Below are 20,080 nucleotides of genomic sequence, written 5' to 3' on the forward strand. Positions count from 1 at the left end.
AAATGAAAAATGATAGCGCTGACTGATTAAACCGACATTAAATGCAACGAATTTTTCTCATTAATCGTAATGTTTTAAGAACGGTTTCGTTTAATTATAGTTGAAATTTAGTGTACATAAATAGCAAGATGAAAAGTAAAAATAATAGCTGGTTCCTCCTTGCCCTGGTGGTATTGGCAGGGTGTAGTTCTTCCAAAACGATCCCTTATGCATCAAAATGGAATGCACCGTTTTCTTATGTGGATGAAGTAAAACCGGATGGAAAAGATCAGGTTTCGAGATTGGCGTACGGGATCATCAATGATGATCATTATCTATACATGACCATGACAACCCGCGATCCGGCTACGATTCAGAAGATTCTGGGTAACGGTTTAAAAGTATCTTTCAGTCCGGAAGGACAGAAAAAGGATTCCTATTCTCTGTTGTTTCCGGTTGTCTTGAAAGAAGACCGGAAAGCCCTGCGCCGGATTGATACAGATTTACCCAATAGCCTTGGCCTGGGACTTTTGATGGATTCTTACAACAAGGAAGCAGTTTGGAAAGATAAACAAGGTCAGCGTTTTATCAATCTGGTTGAAGCCGACGGAAGCATCAAGTCACACATCAGCATGGATAAAAACGGTGAGCTAACCCAGCAAATGGCGGTACCTTTCAGCCTTCTTGCGATGAATCCCAAGGAGTCTTCGCTATTGGGTGTAAGTATTAAAATTGATGGGGCTTCCTCTTCGCAGTCAGGCTTTTCACCCAGAATTGGCATAGGCCTTGGCGGTGGAATTGGCATGGGCGGCGGTATGGGCGTTGGCATAGGGACTGGAGGTGGCTCACGATACGGAACGAATGACAGAGGTGTTGATATCCGCCTGGAAGTGCAGCTGGCTCGTGGGAACGGTTGATTTTAGATATTTTTTATAAAAGAAATGCCCGTTGATGAATTTCGGCGGGCATTTCTTTTATAAAAAATTGGCATTGTTTGGCCTGCTGTAAACCAGCTGCATGACGCTAATATTGCGCATGACGAAGGCAGCTTCACAGTAACAGAGGTAGTAGGTCCATTTGCGGATAAACTGATCGTCGTACCCCAGGTTTTTAATTTCAGCCAAGCGCTCATTAAATTTATTCAGCCAGGCTCTTAAAGTGTATGCATAATGCAGTCCGAATTCTTTCAAATCAACCAGGCTCATGTCGCCGGTTTTGTTAACAGAGCGGTTAATAGCAGCCACTGACGGTAGCAAGGAGCCCGGGAAAATGTATTTCTGGATCCAGTCGACACCTTTTTTCAAGCTGTCATAACGTGCATCCGGACAAGTAATAACCTGAATCGCAAGAATTCCGTCTTTTTTTAGGAGGGAATTGCATTTGCTGAAATAGATATCCATAAACTCATGTCCAACCGCTTCCAGCATTTCAATGGAAACAATTTTGTCAAATGATCCTTCGACATTCCGGTAGTCCATCAGTAAAACCTCTACCCGTTCAGACAAACCGGCAGCGGATATACGTTCCATGGCAAGCTTCTGTTGCTCAACGGATAAAGTCAATGAAGTGACTTTGCAGCCATAATTTTTTGCCATATGTATCGCATTGCCGCCCCAGCCGCTGCCAATTTCAAGGACGTGGTCGGAAGGCTGCAAGTTTAGTTTCTGACAAAGGCGATCATATTTTTCCAGTTGCGCCGCTTCCAGGTCCATGCCTTCATGACGGAAATATGCGCTGGAATAGGTCATCGTTTTATCCAGAAAAACACCGAAGAAATCATTGCTCAGATCGTAATGCTCCGATATGTTTTTCCTCGATCCTTCGAGTGTATTGGAGCGGGCACTATGGGTTATTTTATTCCAGAATCGTAATACATTCAGGACAAAGGCCTGTGATTTGCTGCCGGAAAGGCCAGGCGCATTTTCAACGTTAAGCAGCACCCAGTTGATAACCTGGGTAATATTATCCGTTTCCCAGAGTCCATCCACATAGGCCTCCCCAAAACCAATATCACCGAACAGCGTGAGACGTTTAAAAAATTCCACATCTGTAACGGTAACACAGGCTGATATCGGATTTATCCCGTTACCGAAAAACTCGGTCCGTCCATCCGGAAGGGTCAATGCCAGCTTTCCCAAATTCATCTTATGAAGCTGGCTGAAAACCAGTTGCTGGTATAAGCCAGGTTTTGTGGCAACTGGTTCTGTTCTGTTCAATGTTGCGCTGGTTTTTAGCATGGTAATGATGGGTGACTGGCCGGTTAAGATTTGTACCTTCTATATACTTCTGTTTGCAATTGAGGGTTGTCTGTCTTGCGATGAAACCCGATTTTTTTGGCCCAAAGTTTTAACGCCTGCCAATGAATCAGCCAGGTTATTTGCATGGTGACGAGCGGAATACTGAAAAAATACCGGAGCATATTGGCATCCGTCAGTACCGTTTTTTCACCCTGTAATGAGCTCATAAAATAGAGTTCACCTGCCTCATCGTAATCGTTGATGGTGATATTCAGCCGATCTCCCGGTATTTTTACATTGAAATCAAAGTAGAAGTCAAGATCAATAAAAGGAGAAACGTAAAAGTTTTTATTGGTATACAGATGAAATCCGTCATGGTTAAGCGTTTTGTTTTCAAGGAAATACGGTTTCATTTCCATAAAAGTATTACACACCTCCACGACCGTACAGACGGGTTCATCAAGCGCATTGTAACAGATGTAAAATGAAACCGGATTGAACTGATAACCCATCGTACACAGATTGGTAAGAAGCATAATCCGTCCATTTCCAATATCCACAAAGTTTTCAGCCAGATATTGTGTAATGTGCTCCCTGATTTTTTTCGATTTATCCGGGTTTTCAATCGGTAATTGTAAATGATCGGAATCACGGAAATTGAACAGATTGAAACGGTTTCGGCTTAGCCATCTGAATTTTTGCGAAATAGAATCAAGCTCAGCCAGGTCCAGGTAGAACATAAAAATATCGTAATGAAATTTATGTTTCTTCGGATGAAGCCTGTTGTGCATCACCCGCGCCTTGTATAAGCAAGAATTTAAATGATCCTGTTTCATGTATGGATATACGATAAAACGGGGTTAATGGATTTGCCTGTTTAGAATTTTTGGCGTCGTCAGACTAGCGCATAGATCAACTGCGCTTTTAAAAGCATCCTCATGGAAACCGTACTTGAAATAACTCCCGCAGAAGTAAACCGGACCCGTTTCATTGAGCAGTTTCAGGCTGCTTTGCGCGTGCATGGCGGGGACATCAAAAAGCGGATGCTCATAATCGATTTCCCGGATGATTTTTTTCTCATTAAGGTCTTCCTGAGGATTGATCGAAACGAAATAATTTTTCTTATCCGATACCTGTTGCAGCTTATTCATCCAGTAAACCGTACTTGGCGCGACTTCAAATTCACTTTCTGTGATCCGATAATTCCAGCTGCTCCATGCCAGTTTAGTATCAGGCATCACTTTTTCATCGCTATGCAAAACCGCTTTATTGTATTGATACTTGAAATTCGATAAAATATTTTGTTCAAGAACTGTCGGTTCACAGAGCATGGCAAGCGCCTGATCCGCGTGGGTGGCAATAATCACCCGGTCAAAAACTTCCTGTGTACCATCCGATGCGCGTACGGTAACCTTGTCATTTTCACGTTTGATTTTCACCGTTTTCCGGTTCACGTGGATCTTATTCCTGAACGGTTTGATCAGGATTTCACGGTAAGACTGGCTGCCGTTATGTAGCGTATACCACTGATGCTGGGTGTCAATACCCAAAAAACCATGGTTTTTGAAGAAACGAATGAGCGTCACCGCCGGAAAATCAAGCATTTGCTCCATGGGCGTAGACCAGACAGCCGAGCTCATCGGGACCAGATATTTCCAGAGCATATCGTCGCTGTAACCAAATTCCCGGATGTATTGTCCGATCGAATAATTCGAAAACTGAGGCTCGTCCAGAATCTGGACACTGTCCCGGTTGAACCTTGAAATTTCCGACAACATCCGGATGTATTTCAGATTGAACAAATTTTTACGTTGTGCAAACAGGTGATTAAGACTTGAACCACTGTATTCAAGGCCGCTTGGTTTGTGTTGAACGCTAAAAGACATATCCGTTTTTTTTACCGGTGCATCAATCTCTTTAAACAACTTGCACAAATTCGGATAGGTTTCGTAATTGAAAACCATAAAACCCGTGTCAATATGAACCGGTTTCCCGCCTTCATCTACGGTAACGGTGTTGGTATGCCCGCCGACATAGTCGTTCTGTTCAAAAAGTGTAATGTCGTCTGTCTGGTGCAGGAAATGGCCGCAGCCCATGCCCGCAATTCCGGTTCCTATGATCGCTGTTTTAAGCATCGCTAATTGGTTACAGATTTTAAGAAATACATTACGGCATAAGTAGAAAGCTGCCCTCCGGGACCGTTCAGGTTATAGTCAAAAGCATGTGTGGCCCAAGGAAGTGTGAGCAGATAATGTTTAACGCCATTTGCGTTCAGTTTGGCGTTAAGCCTCCTGCTGTGTTCATAGGCCACCAAAACGTCGTTCTGACCGTGTATTAAAAGGGTAGGAGGCGACTGATCTGAGACGTATAGCAAAGGAGAGCTTTCCTTAAAATGCTGCGGATGCGTGTTGTAATTGCCGCCAAGATAATCTTCCATCACTTTTTGCGAGTCCATGATCAGCGGATTTGAGGGAATGGAATAACCCCAGACCATATCCGCCGGTCCGTAAAAATCGATAATTCCTTTTATCTCAGGATCTTTAAGGGTGAAACCGGCAAGCAGCGCGATCTGGGCTCCCGCAGAACGCCCCAGCAAAATGAATTTACTTGAATCAATATGCCATGCGGCTGCCTTTTCTTTCAAAAATGCCAGCGCGTCCCGGACGTCTTCAACCGGCGCGGGATTTTGATAGGAAGGCGCCAAACGATAATTGATCGCAGCCACATGATATCCCTTGCTTGCCAGTACACTGTTCAGTTCGGGCAACTGTTTGCTGTCGCCGCTTTTCCAGGAACCTCCATGCACTACCAGTACACAGGGTTTTATGCCGGGAATAGCCGACGGATAAAAATCCATGGTCAGGTTAATCTTATCTGTCTTTTTATAACTGACCGTGCTGTACGGAATACTGATGTTGCTTTTAAAAAGGCCCGGATACGAAAATGGTTTTTGGCTGGCAACGTGATAATCTCCAAAGGCCGCTGCCATATTTTCACGTAAGTCTCTGGATATAAAATAAGCCCTGGCAATTGGCGATGCAAAAATGAACAGTGTGATAAAAGCGAGGATAAGGGTTGGTAGCTGATAAGCCGATGGCCGCAAAGAGATGAGAATAATAACCAGTAAAAGCGCTATGAAAACCCAGGAAAATTCGTCCGCAGCAATAGCCAGCAGCCATAAGTAAAAGGCCGGAGCTGGCAAAATAGTCAGCAGCGAAATCAGAAACAGGATAATTGTCAGCGATAGTTTTACCATGGCGCCCGGATTTTATGAAACAGATAATGACTGACCATCCATTCGTTCCCATCGTCGTAATTCCATAATTCTGCACAGGACATATAGAAAATACGCCAGTAAACCCACCATTTTAAAGCTTCTCCTTTGCCGTAGGTTTGCTCGAAGAGCGGCATAATTTCGTCACGGTGATTATCCATGTTACGCAACCAGGCTTCGGAAGTTTTGGCATAGTGCTTGCCATTGACAAACCATTGTTTTTCCATGATCAGGTCATCGTTGAAATGCAGCAAAAGATCATTGCTGGGCATTATTCCGCCACTGAAAAAGTACTTGCTCATCCAGTCTGTTTCATCCTTTACTTCAAATAGATACGCAAATTCCTTATGTGTGAAAATATGGACAAAAAGTTTTCCGTGATCGTCCAGAAATGACGCGACTTTTTGCATGAGCAGCTTGTAGTTTCGCATATGTTCAAACATTTCAACGGATACAACCCGGTCGAATTTTTCGTCGGTATGAAACGTGTTCATATCGGCTGTTAGGACTTTCAGGTTCTGAATATTTCTCAAAAAAGCCTGTTCTTCAATATGCTGTTTCTGAGTCCTGGAATTGGAAACCACGGTAAAAATACTGCCCGGATATTTTCCTGCCATAAAGAGAGAAAGAGAGCCCCAGCCGCAACCCAGTTCGAGGACATTCTGTCCATTTTCAAGTTCTGCCCTTTCGCAGGTCAGTTCAAGCATATCTCGTTCCGAGGTATCGATATCGGTTACGCCCGGTTTCCAGAATCCGCAGGAATACTTTAAATTTTCACCCAGACAATACTGGTAAAACGCCGTGGGCACTTCATAGTGCTGTTCGTTTGCATCAGCGGTGTTTACGGCAATGGGTGCGTTTTTAAGCGTATCGATCAATTGAAGTAAATGACGCTGCTGCGCCTCCCCGCCGCCCTTATTTTCTTCGCGCAAACGTTTCTTTAAATATTTTCGAATGCCCATCCGAATGAGGAAATCAGGTATTTGGTTGTTAATCAGAAGTTTATCGTACCACATGGAGGATTTGAGGGTTTTACTTGATGAGATGATGACGGATATACGTAGATCAGCTCTCTTTAGATTTCCTTTCGTCCGTTTTTTGGAGTATTGGTGTAAGTATTTTTTTAAACCAGGGGAAAAAAGCACTGGTCGATTTCTGATAAGCCTCATATAAGGCGCCTTTTGAACGAAGAGATTGTTCCTCCGTCGCGGGAATACCGGTCACGTTGAAAAGGAGGTGTAGCATAATGGCGGGACTGATAGCAGCCAGATAACCATAGGGAGAACCCAGTGCGAAAATGAAATAGGCAACCCAGATCAGCCACTCAAAAAAGTAGTTCGGGTGCCTGGAATAATGCCAAAGGCCTGTATCGCAGACTCTTCCTTTATTACTGGGATTTTTCTTGAAATTGTCCAGTTGCCAGTCGGCGATGGCTTCGCCCGTCAGGGCAATAACCCAGACAGCCAGGCCGCAGTACTCAAACCATGATATGACCGGCGATTGGTTTTGTGCGATCATAAAAAACGGTACAGCCAGCAGCACATTCGATAGGCCCTGCGCCTGAAAAAACCAGAAAAACTTCTTTTCAGCAATCGGCGCCCATTCTTTTCTTAATTGGGCGTAACGTCCTTCTTCCTCATGAATATGCGAAAGGACGCGCCTACCAAGATGCGTACCCAGACGAACGCCCCACAGCATTACCATCGTACAGATCAGGAATTTTCGCGTTTGATGGCCATTAGCCAGGAAGAAAACAATGACTGCGATCACCGGAAAATTATACGACCAGAATATATCGACGATACCGGCATTTTTGATCTTTTTTGCCCATAGCCAGACAGCCGTCATGATTATGCTGCAAACGAGGAATGAAACCACTACGGGAAAAAATACAGAATTATGCATGGCGTTTGGTTAAAAGATCGGTCAAACCTTCGCCTGGTTCAAGACGGAATAATTTAATCAGGACATAGGCGCAGCTTGCGATGCTGCCCAGAAAAAACATTAAAAGAAACCACACAATTTTTAACAGCATGCCGGGTTCTTTATAAAAGATCCATAGGTAAATGATGAAAGCATTGGCATAAAAATCCCAAAGTGTGGCGCGCATCCACGGGATCGACCCGAGGAAATCCCATTCGTTGAAAAGATTACTTTTTAGACTCGTACTGATCACGATGTAACACATCCAGACCAGTAGAACGCTGAAAATTATCTTTAATGCTGTGATCATGATGCTGGATGATAAGTATTGTGGTATGACTATTGTTTCAATGTTTTAATCGTACATTGTGCTACTTAGTAGTACGATTTTTTCATCAATTCGGATTGAACGGGGAACATAATACCTCAAAAGATATTAACTTGATGCCAAACGATCAGGAGTGAAAAGCAAAAACATAAAGAAATATTACAGCTTCTTAAAGTTCAGACGTGATTTCACGCGTTTCAGTATCGACAAGGTCAGGAGTTACGAAATTGTGATTTACTGGCTGAAAAGCGTGCTTACCCGCAACCAGTTCTTGATTCTTTCCGGTATTTTGGTGGGTTGTACTGCTGGACTGGCCGGGGTGATTTTAAAATCGCTGGTGCATTACATCCATTACATCATCACGCATAAAGTGCATTTTGAGGAGCAGGTGTGGTTTTACCTCATTTTTCCGTTTTCGGGAATCGTCATGACAACGATTGTCGTCAAGCTGTTTTTCAGCGGGATGGACAAGAAAGGGATTCCGGTTATTCTTTACGAAATTGCCCAGAATGCAAGTAATGTTTCGCCGGTTAAAATGTACTCACAAATTGTCCAGAGCGCCATTACCGTAGGATTAGGGGGCTCGGCGGGGCTGGAAAGCCCTATTGCCGTGACCGGTGCTGCTATCGGTTCAAATTTTGCACAAACCTACAAACTGGATTACCGTGAACGAACGCTGCTGCTTGCCGCCGGGGCCACGGCAGGTATTGCATCCGCGTTTAACGCGCCGATCGCCGGGATGATGTTTGCATTTGAAATACTGCTGACCGGCGTCGTTTTCTCAGATTTTATACCGCTGGTTGTTGCAGCCGTCTGCGGAAGTTTGATATCACGTATTCTTTTGGAGGAAGAGGTTCTTTTTCAATTTCACACCCGCGATGCTTTTGACTATCACAATATTCCTTTTTACCTGATTTTGGGCGTTTTGTGTGGATTATATGCCCGGTATTTTTTGGTCATTACACGATATATTGAAGAGCTTTTTCATTCTCTTAAGTTGTCGACGATTCAAAAAGCGATGATTGGGGGAGCCATTCTTTCCTTTCTCTGTGTGCTTTATCCACCTTTGTTTGGCGAAGGTTATGATACCATCAAATCGTTTACAAACGGAGAAATTAAGGAGGTGATGGAAAATAGTTTCTTCCGTTTCATCGGATATCGCGAGTGGGTGATCATTGTTTTCGTCGCTGTGGTTTGCCTGTTAAAGGCTTTTGCGACGTCAATTACGATTCAAAGCGGGGGGAATGGCGGTAATTTCGCGCCCTCGTTGTTTGCCGGCGGCTCTTTGGGATATGTTTTTGCACTGCTTTGCATACAGGCAGGTATTAAGGATGTACCGATGGTTAATCTGGTCATTGTGGGTATGGCAGGTGTCATGAGCGGGGTTTTGTATGCGCCGTTGACTGCTATTTTCCTGATTGCCGAATCCAGTTCCGGATACGATTTGTTTATTCCTTTGATGATCGTTTCCGTGATTTCATTTTTGATGGCGAAATGGTTTTCACCTGTTTCTCCGGATCTTGAAAAGATGGTTAACGAAGGGAAAATATTTACGAAAGAGCATGACAGAAATCTCCTGTCTTTGTTGCGTACGCTCGACTTGCTGGATAAAGATGTCCAGGTTATCAGCGATCAGGCGTCTTTCGACGAGCTTCGGGAAGTCGTGAAAAATGGGAAAAGAAACCTCGTAGCGGTTTTAAATAAAGATCTAACACTGGTAGGAATTATAACTTTGGACGATTTAAGACCGATTCTTTTCAGCCGTGATCTGGACGGATCATTAAACGTTAGAGACCTTTTAAAGGAACCGAAAGCCGTGATCGTTGAAAATGATTCGGTGGTTGTCGTCGCCAGAAAGTTTGACGAAACAGGGTTATGGCATTTACCAGTTGTTACCGTGACTGGTAAATTTGCCGGATTTATTTCCAAGTCCAGCGTGTTAAACAGCTACCGCCAATTGTTACAGGCGTACTCCGGATAGCGGATTTATTAAAAAGGAAAAACTCCTGTTAAAGTTTTGGGTTAAACTTTAACAGGAGTTCTGTTTTTGTCTCAATAACAGCTATTTGGCTTTTCTTACATAAATGTTTCCATTCATGTTTTTCATCATAACCTCTTTCCCACCGCCGTTTACTTTTCCTTGTACCCAGTCTGAAATACTGACCTTGTACAAGCCATCCTTGGCTGAACGTGTTGCCTTTGGCTGGGTTTTGTCGACATCTACATCAAAGTCGCTGTAAATTTCACCACGGTCTGATTTCAGTTTTACATCAAATTTTGACGCCGCCGGAAATGTAACGTCTACATTGCCATTTAGCGTAGAAAAAGCCATCGGCGCCTCCGGATTGACGGATTTAAATACGGCTTTCAGGTTTCCGTTAACCGTATTGGCCACAATCGAACCGGAAATATTGGTAAGCTGAATGGCTCCGTTGACATTTGAAATTTCAAGTTCACCGCTTACGTTATCAACCGTAACATCACCTTCGTTGATCGTTCCAACTTGTAAACCAAACTGAACAGGCACTTTAATGGTCAGATGGATCGGATGTCTGCCCATACTGGTTTTGATGCTGACATTATTTTTTTGCTCTTCAACAGTCAGGTCCAGATCGGTTCTTCCCGTCGTAATGCGCTTTAACCCTTTGGCATTTTCATCTTTTGAATCGTCATTTTTTTCGGCGGATGCTTTTGAAACAACATCAATCAGCACTTCCTTTCCTGCATAACCGGTTACATGGATGGAGCCTCTGATCAGTTTTACGTTCAATGAGCCGGGTTTTCCAGGATCCGACAGCGCTATGGTTAACTGTTCTTTGGTCTCATTCTGAGCGAGTAAGGGAAGCGTTTTCGTACTTGCAGCCATGATCAAAACAACGGCCAGTAATTTGTGGATTTTCATATAATCAGGATTGTTTTTTTAGATAGATATTTCCATTAAATGTCTCGAATTTGAAGATCTTGCCCCCGTTTCCGATTCTTACTGATGTTTCTGCATTTAATTTATAAACTGTTTTATTGTGACTGGTTTCCTGGTTTTTTACTATTCTGGCGGGCAATGTTTCTGTATTGGGGAAATCGGTGTAAAAATCACCCCGAAAGCTTTTGAACTGGCAGTCGGCGGAAAGATTTTGCGGATAACTAATGATAATGTCTCCGTTAAGGGTCTTAAACTGAGATTCTCCCGGAGGTATGCCCACATAGTTGGCTTCCACGTTTCCGTTGATCGTCCTGATTTCGGAAGCACCTTTGGCATTGGTAAGTTTTATCGCGCCGTTTACATTGGAGACTTTGAGCGAGCCAGTCACGTCGTCGACGGTTACTTCGCCTCCGTTTACGGTTGATATCTGCAGATTCATGGAGTACGGCACTTTCACAGTAAATTCAAGGTGGAAATCATATTTTCTTTCCTGCCGGCTTCCCCAGTTTTGGTTGCCCCTGTTTGGGCGTGTGTCCAGGGGTTGGGCTATGTAAGCCAGAATGCTGTCTTCTTTTTGTTCAAAATTGAGCTTAAATTCTTCTTTGGCAGCATTCAGGCGTTCCTGGCCTTCCGCCGACAATGTTTTATCGACTTCAAGCATCACTTTATCGCCGTCATAACCCTTCACTTTAATAAAACCGTTGATGTTGTAAATGGCCAGTATGTTCTTTCCGGAGGCATTTGAAACCGTGAACTGTTTGCTGATATGCTCTTTGAAAACCTGTTTTTGTGCTGGCGCCTGGGTACAAGAAAGCACCAGCCCCACCAGAAATGGGATTATTATTTTTTTCATGGCTAATAAATTTGATTGGTTGTTTAAGAAAGATCTTTGATCGTTTGTTCGATTTTATTTTTCACCAGTTCATTCAGGTTTTCCTGTCTTAATATTTGCCTGAAAGCTTTAATAGAGCGTTTTTCCTGCAATTTTACCATCACATCGGCCAGGGCAACCTGTACCATGGGGGAGTCTTGCCGGGTCAGCGACTGCACAAGTTCTTTACGCACCAGCGGGTCATCCGCAAACTGCGTGATGGCTTCCAGGGTCACAAGCCTCACATTGACATTAGGGTCATTGTTCAGCGTTGAGAAAAGGGCTTCGATCACTTTTTCGTCCGCATGTGTGATATCGTTGGTGTAGCTGACCGCCCGGAGTCGCTCGGTCGCCGAAGGGTTTTCGATCAGCGTCAGCATCATCATCTGACGCATTTCCTGAATCTGGTTCGCCAGCGTATCAATTTGTTCCGTGTAAGCCGTGGATGCCGTGGGAACCTTATTCATCCGGAATCCGATGATCCAGCCGAGTCCTACGAGTAGAAGACTGAAAGTGAGCTGAACCGTCCATTGCGGTATTACAAACTGACGTATCGCATCGATTAGATTGTGAATGGAATATTTATCCTTTTCTTTAACCGTTTTTTTGTAATCGTGCAGCATGCTGTTGAAATTGACACGCATGGTTTCACTGGGTACTTCCACGCGGACTTCTCCCATTATTTCCCATAAGTCCTTGCTCTCCGCGAATTCCTTCTGACATTCAGGGCATTCTGCAAGGTGTTTGTCGATCCTGATCCGTTCCGGGTCAGTGACAGGTTTGTTTAACCAATCGGTAAACTGTCCTTTGGTATGGTCACATGTCATGTGTTTTCCTTCGGTTTTCATTTTTGAAAAATACTTTCTTCAACTCACCCAGCGCACGGTGCACGCGCACTTTCACTGTCCCCTCCGTGATATTCAAAATCCCGGCAATTTCTTCATATTTAAGCTCCTGAAACCGGCTTAATACCAATATTTCCCGGTGATCCTCACTCAATACTGCCATGGCTTTATGCAGTGATTCTGCGTCCTGCTGTCTTTCGAAGGCTGCATCCGCTGATATTCCTCCGTCAATCCGGTCCGCATAAGCATGCACATCTTCATGGTTTGCCAACTTGTTTTGCTTCACCGAATCATTCAATACATTTCTGGCCAGATGATACATCCAGGTTCTGAATTCGCCTTCTCCGGTGAAGGTATGACGATATTTCAGCATTCGGTAAAAGACATTCTGTACAAGATCTTCGCTCACATCCGCCTTCCCGGTCATATGGTACAGGAAGGCAAACAACGGACGGTGGTACCGCTCAAAGAGCAATCCCATCTTATCAAGGTCTCCGGATTTTACCCGGAGCATCAGCGAATTATCCGTTAGCGTGTTCAAAAGTTTTTACCTTTTTAGTGATCTTACAGTGGAAACCTGCACCCGGGGAAAAGGTTACAGGAAAATAGAAAAAAAGTAAAATATTTTTTTGAAGGTAGGATTATGCCGGTGAAAATGGACATTCACATCCTGAGGTTAAATATAACTGTTTTGTACAAGTTATTGATTAAGTGGTGTTTGTAAGTGTATTTTGTTTTTTGGGAATGATGGCAAACAAAAAACCCCGGCAAAGTGCCAGGGATTTTTTAGAATATTTTCTCACCTCAAATACGCTGAGTATTTGACTGGGAGCAAAGGTGAGAAAGTTAATCTTTCCAAATAATGACGAAGGTCAGTTTTTTGAAAAAATGCGTTTTTTATGTTTTTTAACTATTCTGATAAACTGCTGAAAATTCTTTTGCAAACGCATCCAGTGAAGTGGGCGTCGTGTTTTCAGGCGTCCGAACAAAATCTGCAAGGTATTTTCCTGAATTGAGACCTTTCCACAAATCTGTATAGCCTTCAGCGACGGGTGCAGGAACTCCAGCGGCAATCATCCCTTCTGTTGCAGCTTCGGAAGGGTATTGAATGTAATGCAGTGTCGGTAAATTAATTGCCTCACCCAATAGCTTAGCGGCCTCCTGGATCGTGTAGTCACTATTGCCTGAGACAAACTCACGGGAGAAACCTTTAAAATCAAGTGTAAGCAATCGCTTGGCAGCTACGCCGCCAATGTCCTTTGTATGGACAAAAGGTATTTTAAGGTCCGGCAGAAGCGAATCTCCAAACGCACCCTGGCCTTTAATCTGCGGTATATAGGCGTAAAGATTTTCCATGAAGAAGCCCGGCCTAAGTGCGAGGACATTCAAATCGGGGATATTTTGCAATTGCTGCTCCCACTCGCCAAGCCCGCTGACAGGTCCTGCGCCAAAAGGGGCAAGCTGAGAGCCCATTGAGCTTAATATCACGACATGTTTCACGCCGGCGTTTTCAACGGCGTTAGTAAGGATCGTTCCAATCCTTCGCTGGTATACACGCCATGATTCAGTAATGCTCCCAATCGGCGGGATCATGGCGTATACCGCATCCGCCCCGGTAAATGTTTTTGTTAAAAAATCTTCGTCGCTGAGATCGCCTATGGCTGCCGATGCTCCTTTGTCAACAAGCGATTGAACGCCTTCTATTTTTCTTCCGATGACAACAACTTCCTGCCCGGCTTCCAATAGCTTTTCAGCCGCTGTGCTTCCCGTTTTTCCGCTGGCTCCTGTGATTATGTATTTCATATGTTTAGAATTTACATACATACTAGTTGGTATGTATAAAGTGAAAAAAATTATTGCTTGTAAGTATTTAAGATTTTGATCAGCTGTTCGAAGCAGATTGTGAATTTTTGATAACTGTTAAATGACTTCCCAATCGCGTAACTTCCTTCCAGTGAGGCTAAAATGAAAAGTGCCAGCGCGTCCGCATCCGTATCCGCGACGATTGTCCCATCGGTAATCCCGGTTTCGATACCCTGGCGGATCATTTTTCTTTCTTCGTTCAGGATGGCTGACAACCGCTTGTTAAAACCTTCATCAAGCGGAGACATCTCCTGGATCAGGTTATTGAGCGGGCAGCCCAAATGAATGGTTTCCTGGTTTGAGAAAGCTGCAATACGTCTCAAAGTCTCCGCGATCGCGTCAATCACATGCACGCCGGGTGTATTTAAATGCTTCCAGGTATTGATGTAGCTGGGCGCAATAAGTTCATCCACAACTGCATAACCTACATTTAGTTTGTCTTTGAAATAGTGATAAAAGGCACCTTTGGTAATACCCATCTGGGCAATTACCTTATCCGTACGCAAACCCTGAAAGCCGTGCAGGCGCATGGCTTCAAAATTCTTTTGCAATATTTCCCCTCTCGTATCAAGCATGATACAAACGTACATACTAGTTGGTATGTATGCAAACTTTTGGCCAGTTTTATTTTGTTTTCCTGAAATAGTAATAATGATGTTTTACGTTTTCTCTGTCCATAAGTATTTGTGAATCATAATGTTGCCATCCGTTATTCTCCATATGGTTAAGTACGGCGGCTGAGGAATTAAAAGTGAGTGTTTTGCCTGCCAGATCCGTGATCTGGGTTGTGGATTTTTTTGTTTTCTGTCCGTAATCAAGGAAAACATCGAATTTGTCGCTTGTGTAACCGTATGCAATCATTTCGATGGTACAAACCTTGATGTTGTCTGATTTGTTGATGTCGACGCCGGAAACGATGATCTGGGAAAACGAAGGAATAGAAAACAGAAGAAAGACGATTAGGATTAAATTTTTCATGTGCTAAGTGTAATGGTTTTATGAACATAAAAAGGCAGCATCGTTAAAAATGCTGCCTTTTGGGGATTAAAGAATATTTTCAATTCTTTCCAGTTCATCCTGACTGAATTCCTGATTTTTCAGACAGGCCAATGAATCAAGTAATTGTGAAACCCGGCTCGCTCCAATCAATACTGAAGTGATGCGGGGATCTTTCAATAACCAGGCAAGCGCCATCTGTGCGAGCGTTTGTCCCCGTTCCCGCGCGATATCATTCAGTTGCCTTATTTTCTCAATAACCTCGGACGTAACCTGATTTTGCTGTAAAAATCCTTCCGGTTTTGCCGCTCTTGAATCAGCCGGAATTCCTTTCAGATATTTATCCGTAAGCAGTCCCTGTGCCAATGGCGAAAAAGGAATGCATCCAACACCCTCAGCTTCCAGTACATCCAGCAAACCACCTTCCACCCAACGCTCAAACATGGAGTATTTGGGCTGATGGATCAGACAGGGTGTTCCCAGCTGTTTTAAAATGGCAATGGCTTTGGCTGCGTCTGCTGCCTCATAATTGGAAATGCCCACATACAAGGCCTTGCCCTGACGGACGATCAGATCGAGCGCTGCCATGGTTTCTTCCAAAGGTGTATCCGGATCCGGACGGTGATGGTAAAAAATGTCGACATAATCGAGTCCCATGCGTTTCAGGCTCTGGTCGAGACTGGCTACCAGGTATTTTTTTGAACCCCACTCGCCATAAGGCCCGGGCCACATCAGATAGCCTGCTTTTGAGGAAATGATCAGCTCATCACGATAAGGCATGAAATCTTTTTTCATCAGCAAACCGAAATTCTCCTCTGCCGAGCCGGGAGGTGGACCATAGTTATTGGCCAGGTCGAAATGAGTTATGCCGTGATCAAATGCGGTGGTAAGAATAGACCGGTAATTTTCAAAAACGTCCACACCGCCGAAATTATGCCACAAACCAAGAGAAATGGCTGGCAATTTAAGGCCGCTTTTGCCACACCGACGATAGGTCATTTGCTCATAGCGGGCAGGATCAGCTAAATAAGTCATGAAATAAGGTAAAGAAAGAGTAAAGATTTAAATCTGCGGAAAAGATAGCCGTTTTATTCTGGTTGGGAAAATTAACTTTTCGGGAAATTGTATTCTTAAAACTGATTTTAAGTTACCAGCACGGCTATTTTTGCTGAAAATCCATACATTGTTTATAGATTCACGATTCTAATCGGACATTCTAATTCTGACACTAATTTCCTTTCCGGATATGGAGTTTTTTTTGCTTTCTTTTTTCCTGATCCAATTTATTCGTAAAAGGCTGGAAACGGCTGTGAAATCTCCGGATTTGGATAAGATGTTGGTTTTTGCCCGATATTTTTCCATCGGTCTGACGGCCGCCTATTACATCTTTAACCAATCGACTTTTATCCACTGGCTGTGGTATCCTTTTCTGGGCGGGATATTTTGGTTGCTGTATAATCATGAGGAATATAAGCAGATCCGGTCTCTCGTTCAGTCGGCGATCCCATTTATTGTTGTTTCATTTATTGGTGATTTCGCGGACCTGATTCTCCCGAAGAAAATTTTTAATCAATACGATAATTACATCGAGACGGCTAAGGTTTTTGCAGGACTCTGGTTGATCGCTTTTTGGTATAATTCCCAGAAACAGCAAAAGACGCTGGAACGGGAACGTGAAGAACAGCGGAAAAAAGATGAAGTCAACGAGGCGAAAAAGGATGCACTGGAATATCTTGTCAATGAGCGCACCATTGAATTGACAAGGCAGAAAGAAGAACTTCAAAAAACACTGGACGAATTAACGGCAACACAAAACCAGCTGATTCAGAGTGAGAAAATGGCTTCGCTGGGGGAGCTTACCGCCGGTATCGCGCATGAAATACAGAACCCCTTAAATTTTGTGAATAACTTCTCGGAGGTTTCGGTGGAGCTGTGCCAGGAATTGGAAGAAGAAATCAGTAAAACGGCGATTGCAGATGCTGACAAAGAATATATTAATGGTATCATTAGTGATTTGAGCCAAAATCAGCAGAAGATAACCCACCACGGAAAACGTGCCGATTCTATTGTGAAAGGGATGTTGCAGCATTCGCGCGCGTCGTCGGGAATGAAGGAACCGACGGATGTCAACGCGCTGGCGGATGAATACATGAGACTTGCTTACCACGGTTTACGTGCAAAAGATAAGGAATTCAATGCTACCCTGGTGACAGATTTTGACCCGACAATGGGTAAGGTGGATGTGATGCCGCAGGATCTGGGAAGGGTATTTCTGAACTTGTTTACCAACGCATTTTACGCGGTAGCCGAGAAGAAAAAACTGAATAAAGATAATCCGGCTTTTGCCAGCTATAAACCGGAGGTTAAAATTATCACAAAGTTGTTTGGCGGTAAATTATATATCCGGGTTTCGGATAATGGAACCGGGATGCCCGAGAGCGTTATTTCCAAGATATTTCAGCCGTTTTTTACGACGAAACCAACAGGGCAGGGAACGGGTCTTGGTTTATCCATGAGTTATGATATTATCACAAAATCTCACGAGGGAAGGCTGGATGTGACATCGGTTGCTGGAGAAGGAACGGAATTTAAAATTACGCTGCCAGTTTGAATGTAGGTCAGATTGGTTTAAAATAATGAATAACCCATATGAAAATACTTGTTGTAGACGACGAACCCGATGTGCAAGCCTTGTTTGAGCAGCGCTTCCGGAAGGAAATACGGAATGGCGAGTTTCAGTTTTCTTTTGCTTTTTCGGGAGAAGAAGCCATCGGTTATCTGGAAAGTCACGCTTCGGAGGTCGTTATGATCCTGTCGGATATTAATATGCCGGGCATGAGCGGGATTGAACTTTTGAAATCGATCAGGAAAGACCATCCGATGGCGCCACCGATCATTATGATGATCACAGCGTACGGAGACACCGATAATTACGACCAGGCGATGAAATTTGGTGCAGATGATTTTTTGACAAAACCGGTAAATTTCACAGAACTGAAACAAAAATTACAGGAAAGATATGAAGGCTAAGATCCTTGTGGTTGATGATGAACCGGATTTACAGTTACTGATCAAGCAAAAGTTTCGGAGGCAGATCCGTGAGCAGTTGTATGAATTTGTTTTTGCCGAAAATGGAGAAGCAGCGCTGAGAATGCTGGTGGAGCATCCGGATGTGGATATGGTTTTGAGTGACATCAATATGCCCGAAATGGACGGATTGACCTTGCTCGTAAAACTGGGCGAACTAAGTCCATTACTGAAATCGGTCATTGTGTCGGCTTACGGCGATATGGAAAATATCCGCACCGCAATGAACCGAGGCGCATTTGATTTTTTAACGAAGCCTATTGATTTTCAAGATCTTGAAGTGACGATGGAGAAGACCCTGAAATACGTTGAGCAGTTGAAGGAAACATTGAAAGCAGTTCGGGAAAATGATATCCTGCGTATGTATGTGGATTCGTCGGTGTTGCAATTCATGTCGCGGGAAGCTTTCGAAACGTCCCTCACAGCCAGTGAAAATATCGAAGCCAGCGTGGTGTTTATGGATATGTGCGGTTTTACGTCGATCTCAGAGCAGGAGTCGGCGGACCACGTCGTGAAAATGATCAACAAGTATTTTGATGTGATGGTCAAGGAAATTCTGGCTCACGGCGGGCTCGTTGATAAGTTTATGGGCGATGCCATCATGGCCGTTTTCAAAGGAGATTATCATCTTGACCGGGCGGTTGAAGCGTCGTTATCGGTAAGAAATCAGATCAAAGCATTTGCCGAGCAGCTTAGCAACCAGACGGAATATTTCCCCGATGTTGCAATTGGAATCAATTCAGGGGAAATGGTGAGCGGAAATATCGGTTCGGCGACTTTACGTAGATTGGATTATACGGTGATTGGTGACGTGGTTAATGTTGCGCAACGTTTACAATCCGTAGCCGGACCAGGACAAATTGTTGTACCAGAATGGGCTTATGAAAATCTTAAAGAGGCGTTTCAGTGCAAATTGATTGGTGAGGTCAATTTGAAAAACAAGAGGAATGCGATGCAGATTTATGAAGTATTAGAATAAGATCCTGGCATTGCAAATTAAAGCATACAGATAATGGAACTAGCCGCAGCTGAAAAATTTGTTTTGGATTTATTGGGTTCCCGTTTGTCGGAGACGCTGTATTACCACGGCCTTCATCACACACTGGATGTGGTAAGTGCGGCATTGGTACTGGCGAAGGAAGAAGGGATTGAAGATGGGGCATCGCTGAAATTGCTAAAAACGGCGGCATTGTTTCACGACTGCGGTTTTATCAATACCTATAAGGATCACGAAGAAGAAGGTTGCCGGATCGCGCGGAACCAGCTGCCCTTGTTCAGCTATTCAAAAGAGCAGATTGATGTGATCTGCGGCATGATTATGGCGACCAAAATTCCGCAAAGCCCTCAAAATCATCTGGAAATGATTATTTGTGACGCAGACCTGGACTATTTGGGACGCGACGATTTTGATCCCATTGCAGCTACTTTGTTCAAAGAACTGGAAGTCAGGCAACTGGTGACAGACATCAATAACTGGAACCAAATTCAGGTAAAATTTCTCGAAGCCCACCAATACCACACAAAATCAGCCCAGCAAAAACGAGAAGCCATCAAACAGCAACACCTAAACAAATTGCGCCAACCAAAATAATCCAGTGCCATAGGCACGACCGATTTTGTCGCCGCGGATTTTAATCCGGGTGTCCAAACCACGGGTAACTATTTGACTTTTAGTTTTTTGTAACAAAAATTAACCCCGAAAATGTCCATTGCTGAGATATTTCGGGGTTTTTGTTTATCTTAAGGTTACCAAGCTT

21 protein-coding genes are annotated in these 20,080 nt (G+C 43.8%); 6 read left to right on the plus strand and 15 right to left on the minus strand.

Annotation, left to right across the window (positions count from 1 at the left end; all coding sequences use genetic code 11):
- The first annotated feature begins 128 nt into the window (after positions 1-128).
- A complete protein-coding gene (locus RB622_RS23935) occupies positions 129-896 on the plus strand; it encodes a hypothetical protein (RefSeq protein ID WP_308049252.1) in 768 nt (255 codons plus the stop codon).
- 57 nt (positions 897-953) lie between these two features.
- Here the strand turns inward: RB622_RS23935 and RB622_RS23940 are convergent, their stop codons facing one another.
- The 7 genes from RB622_RS23940 to RB622_RS23970 are packed head-to-tail and all read right to left on the minus strand — an operon-like array spanning position 954 to position 7,723.
- Positions 954-2,195, minus strand: coding sequence for a cyclopropane-fatty-acyl-phospholipid synthase family protein (locus RB622_RS23940; RefSeq protein ID WP_308049254.1), 1,242 nt, complete (start codon positions 2,193-2,195; stop codon positions 954-956).
- A gap of 44 nt (positions 2,196-2,239) precedes the next feature.
- The gene (locus RB622_RS23945; RefSeq protein ID WP_308049255.1) at positions 2,240-3,052 is read right to left on the minus strand and encodes a DUF1365 domain-containing protein; all 813 of its coding nucleotides are present in this window, start codon (positions 3,050-3,052) and stop codon (positions 2,240-2,242) included.
- A gap of 24 nt (positions 3,053-3,076) precedes the next feature.
- A complete protein-coding gene (locus RB622_RS23950; protein ID WP_308049256.1) occupies positions 3,077-4,351 on the minus strand; it encodes an FAD-dependent oxidoreductase in 1,275 nt (424 codons plus the stop codon).
- A 2-nt stretch (positions 4,352-4,353) separates the two neighbouring features.
- Positions 4,354-5,472 (minus strand): alpha/beta hydrolase, encoded by a 1,119-nt coding sequence (locus RB622_RS23955; protein WP_308049258.1) that lies wholly within the window; start codon positions 5,470-5,472, stop codon positions 4,354-4,356.
- Positions 5,466-6,506, minus strand: a complete 1,041-nt coding sequence (locus RB622_RS23960) for a cyclopropane-fatty-acyl-phospholipid synthase family protein (protein WP_308049259.1) — start codon at positions 6,504-6,506, stop codon at positions 5,466-5,468. The genes RB622_RS23955 and RB622_RS23960 overlap by 7 nt, the downstream gene beginning before the upstream one ends.
- Positions 6,507-6,555: 49 nt before the next feature.
- Positions 6,556-7,395, minus strand: a complete 840-nt coding sequence (locus RB622_RS23965) for a DUF1295 domain-containing protein (RefSeq protein ID WP_308049260.1) — start codon at positions 7,393-7,395, stop codon at positions 6,556-6,558.
- Positions 7,388-7,723, minus strand: a complete 336-nt coding sequence (locus RB622_RS23970) for a DUF1475 family protein (RefSeq protein ID WP_308049261.1) — start codon at positions 7,721-7,723, stop codon at positions 7,388-7,390. Before RB622_RS23970 ends, RB622_RS23965 begins: the two co-directional genes overlap by 8 nt.
- A gap of 151 nt (positions 7,724-7,874) precedes the next feature.
- Between RB622_RS23970 and RB622_RS23975 the strand changes: the two genes are divergently transcribed.
- A complete protein-coding gene (locus tag RB622_RS23975) occupies positions 7,875-9,722 on the plus strand; it encodes a chloride channel protein (protein WP_308049262.1) in 1,848 nt (615 codons plus the stop codon).
- An 81-nt stretch (positions 9,723-9,803) separates the two neighbouring features.
- Here the strand turns inward: RB622_RS23975 and RB622_RS23980 are convergent, their stop codons facing one another.
- The 8 genes from RB622_RS23980 to mgrA form a co-directional block, all read right to left on the minus strand.
- Entirely contained in the window at positions 9,804-10,643 is an 840-nt protein-coding gene (locus tag RB622_RS23980) for a DUF4097 family beta strand repeat-containing protein (protein WP_308049263.1), read from the minus strand.
- A 4-nt stretch (positions 10,644-10,647) separates the two neighbouring features.
- Complete coding sequence (locus RB622_RS23985; RefSeq protein ID WP_308049264.1) at positions 10,648-11,514, minus strand: DUF4097 family beta strand repeat-containing protein; 867 nt, start codon at positions 11,512-11,514, stop codon at positions 10,648-10,650.
- A 23-nt stretch (positions 11,515-11,537) separates the two neighbouring features.
- The gene (locus RB622_RS23990; protein ID WP_308049265.1) at positions 11,538-12,380 is read right to left on the minus strand and encodes a HEAT repeat domain-containing protein; all 843 of its coding nucleotides are present in this window, start codon (positions 12,378-12,380) and stop codon (positions 11,538-11,540) included.
- Positions 12,349-12,891: an RNA polymerase sigma factor gene (locus RB622_RS23995; RefSeq protein ID WP_308049274.1), complete on the minus strand. Its 543-nt coding sequence runs from the start codon at positions 12,889-12,891 to the stop codon at positions 12,349-12,351. The genes RB622_RS23990 and RB622_RS23995 overlap by 32 nt, the downstream gene beginning before the upstream one ends.
- 392 nt (positions 12,892-13,283) lie before the next feature.
- Entirely contained in the window at positions 13,284-14,180 is an 897-nt protein-coding gene (locus RB622_RS24000) for an NAD(P)H-binding protein (RefSeq protein WP_308049266.1), read from the minus strand.
- A 50-nt stretch (positions 14,181-14,230) separates the two neighbouring features.
- Entirely contained in the window at positions 14,231-14,830 is a 600-nt protein-coding gene (locus tag RB622_RS24005) for a TetR/AcrR family transcriptional regulator (protein WP_308049267.1), read from the minus strand.
- 34 nt (positions 14,831-14,864) lie between these two features.
- Positions 14,865-15,218, minus strand: coding sequence for a hypothetical protein (locus RB622_RS24010; protein ID WP_308049268.1), 354 nt, complete (start codon positions 15,216-15,218; stop codon positions 14,865-14,867).
- Between the two features lie 66 nt (positions 15,219-15,284).
- Positions 15,285-16,271 (minus strand): L-glyceraldehyde 3-phosphate reductase, encoded by a 987-nt coding sequence (gene mgrA, locus RB622_RS24015; RefSeq protein WP_308049269.1) that lies wholly within the window; start codon positions 16,269-16,271, stop codon positions 15,285-15,287.
- A gap of 211 nt (positions 16,272-16,482) precedes the next feature.
- Between mgrA and RB622_RS24020 the strand changes: the two genes are divergently transcribed.
- From RB622_RS24020 to RB622_RS24035, 4 genes are read left to right on the plus strand one after another with little or no spacing between them, the layout of a single operon-like run.
- Positions 16,483-17,847, plus strand: coding sequence for an ATP-binding protein (locus tag RB622_RS24020; RefSeq protein ID WP_308049270.1), 1,365 nt, complete (start codon positions 16,483-16,485; stop codon positions 17,845-17,847).
- A gap of 38 nt (positions 17,848-17,885) precedes the next feature.
- The gene (locus RB622_RS24025) at positions 17,886-18,266 is read left to right on the plus strand and encodes a response regulator (RefSeq protein ID WP_308049271.1); all 381 of its coding nucleotides are present in this window, start codon (positions 17,886-17,888) and stop codon (positions 18,264-18,266) included.
- Complete coding sequence (locus RB622_RS24030) at positions 18,256-19,302, plus strand: adenylate/guanylate cyclase domain-containing protein (protein ID WP_308049272.1); 1,047 nt, start codon at positions 18,256-18,258, stop codon at positions 19,300-19,302. Before RB622_RS24025 ends, RB622_RS24030 begins: the two co-directional genes overlap by 11 nt.
- A 33-nt stretch (positions 19,303-19,335) precedes the next feature.
- Positions 19,336-19,914 (plus strand): HD domain-containing protein, encoded by a 579-nt coding sequence (locus tag RB622_RS24035; RefSeq protein WP_308049273.1) that lies wholly within the window; start codon positions 19,336-19,338, stop codon positions 19,912-19,914.
- The last annotated feature ends 166 nt before the right edge of the window (positions 19,915-20,080 follow it).

Origin of the sequence: Dyadobacter sp. LHD-138 (assembly GCF_030929615.1) — a bacterium.
Lineage (GTDB): Bacteria > Bacteroidota > Bacteroidia > Cytophagales > Spirosomataceae > Dyadobacter.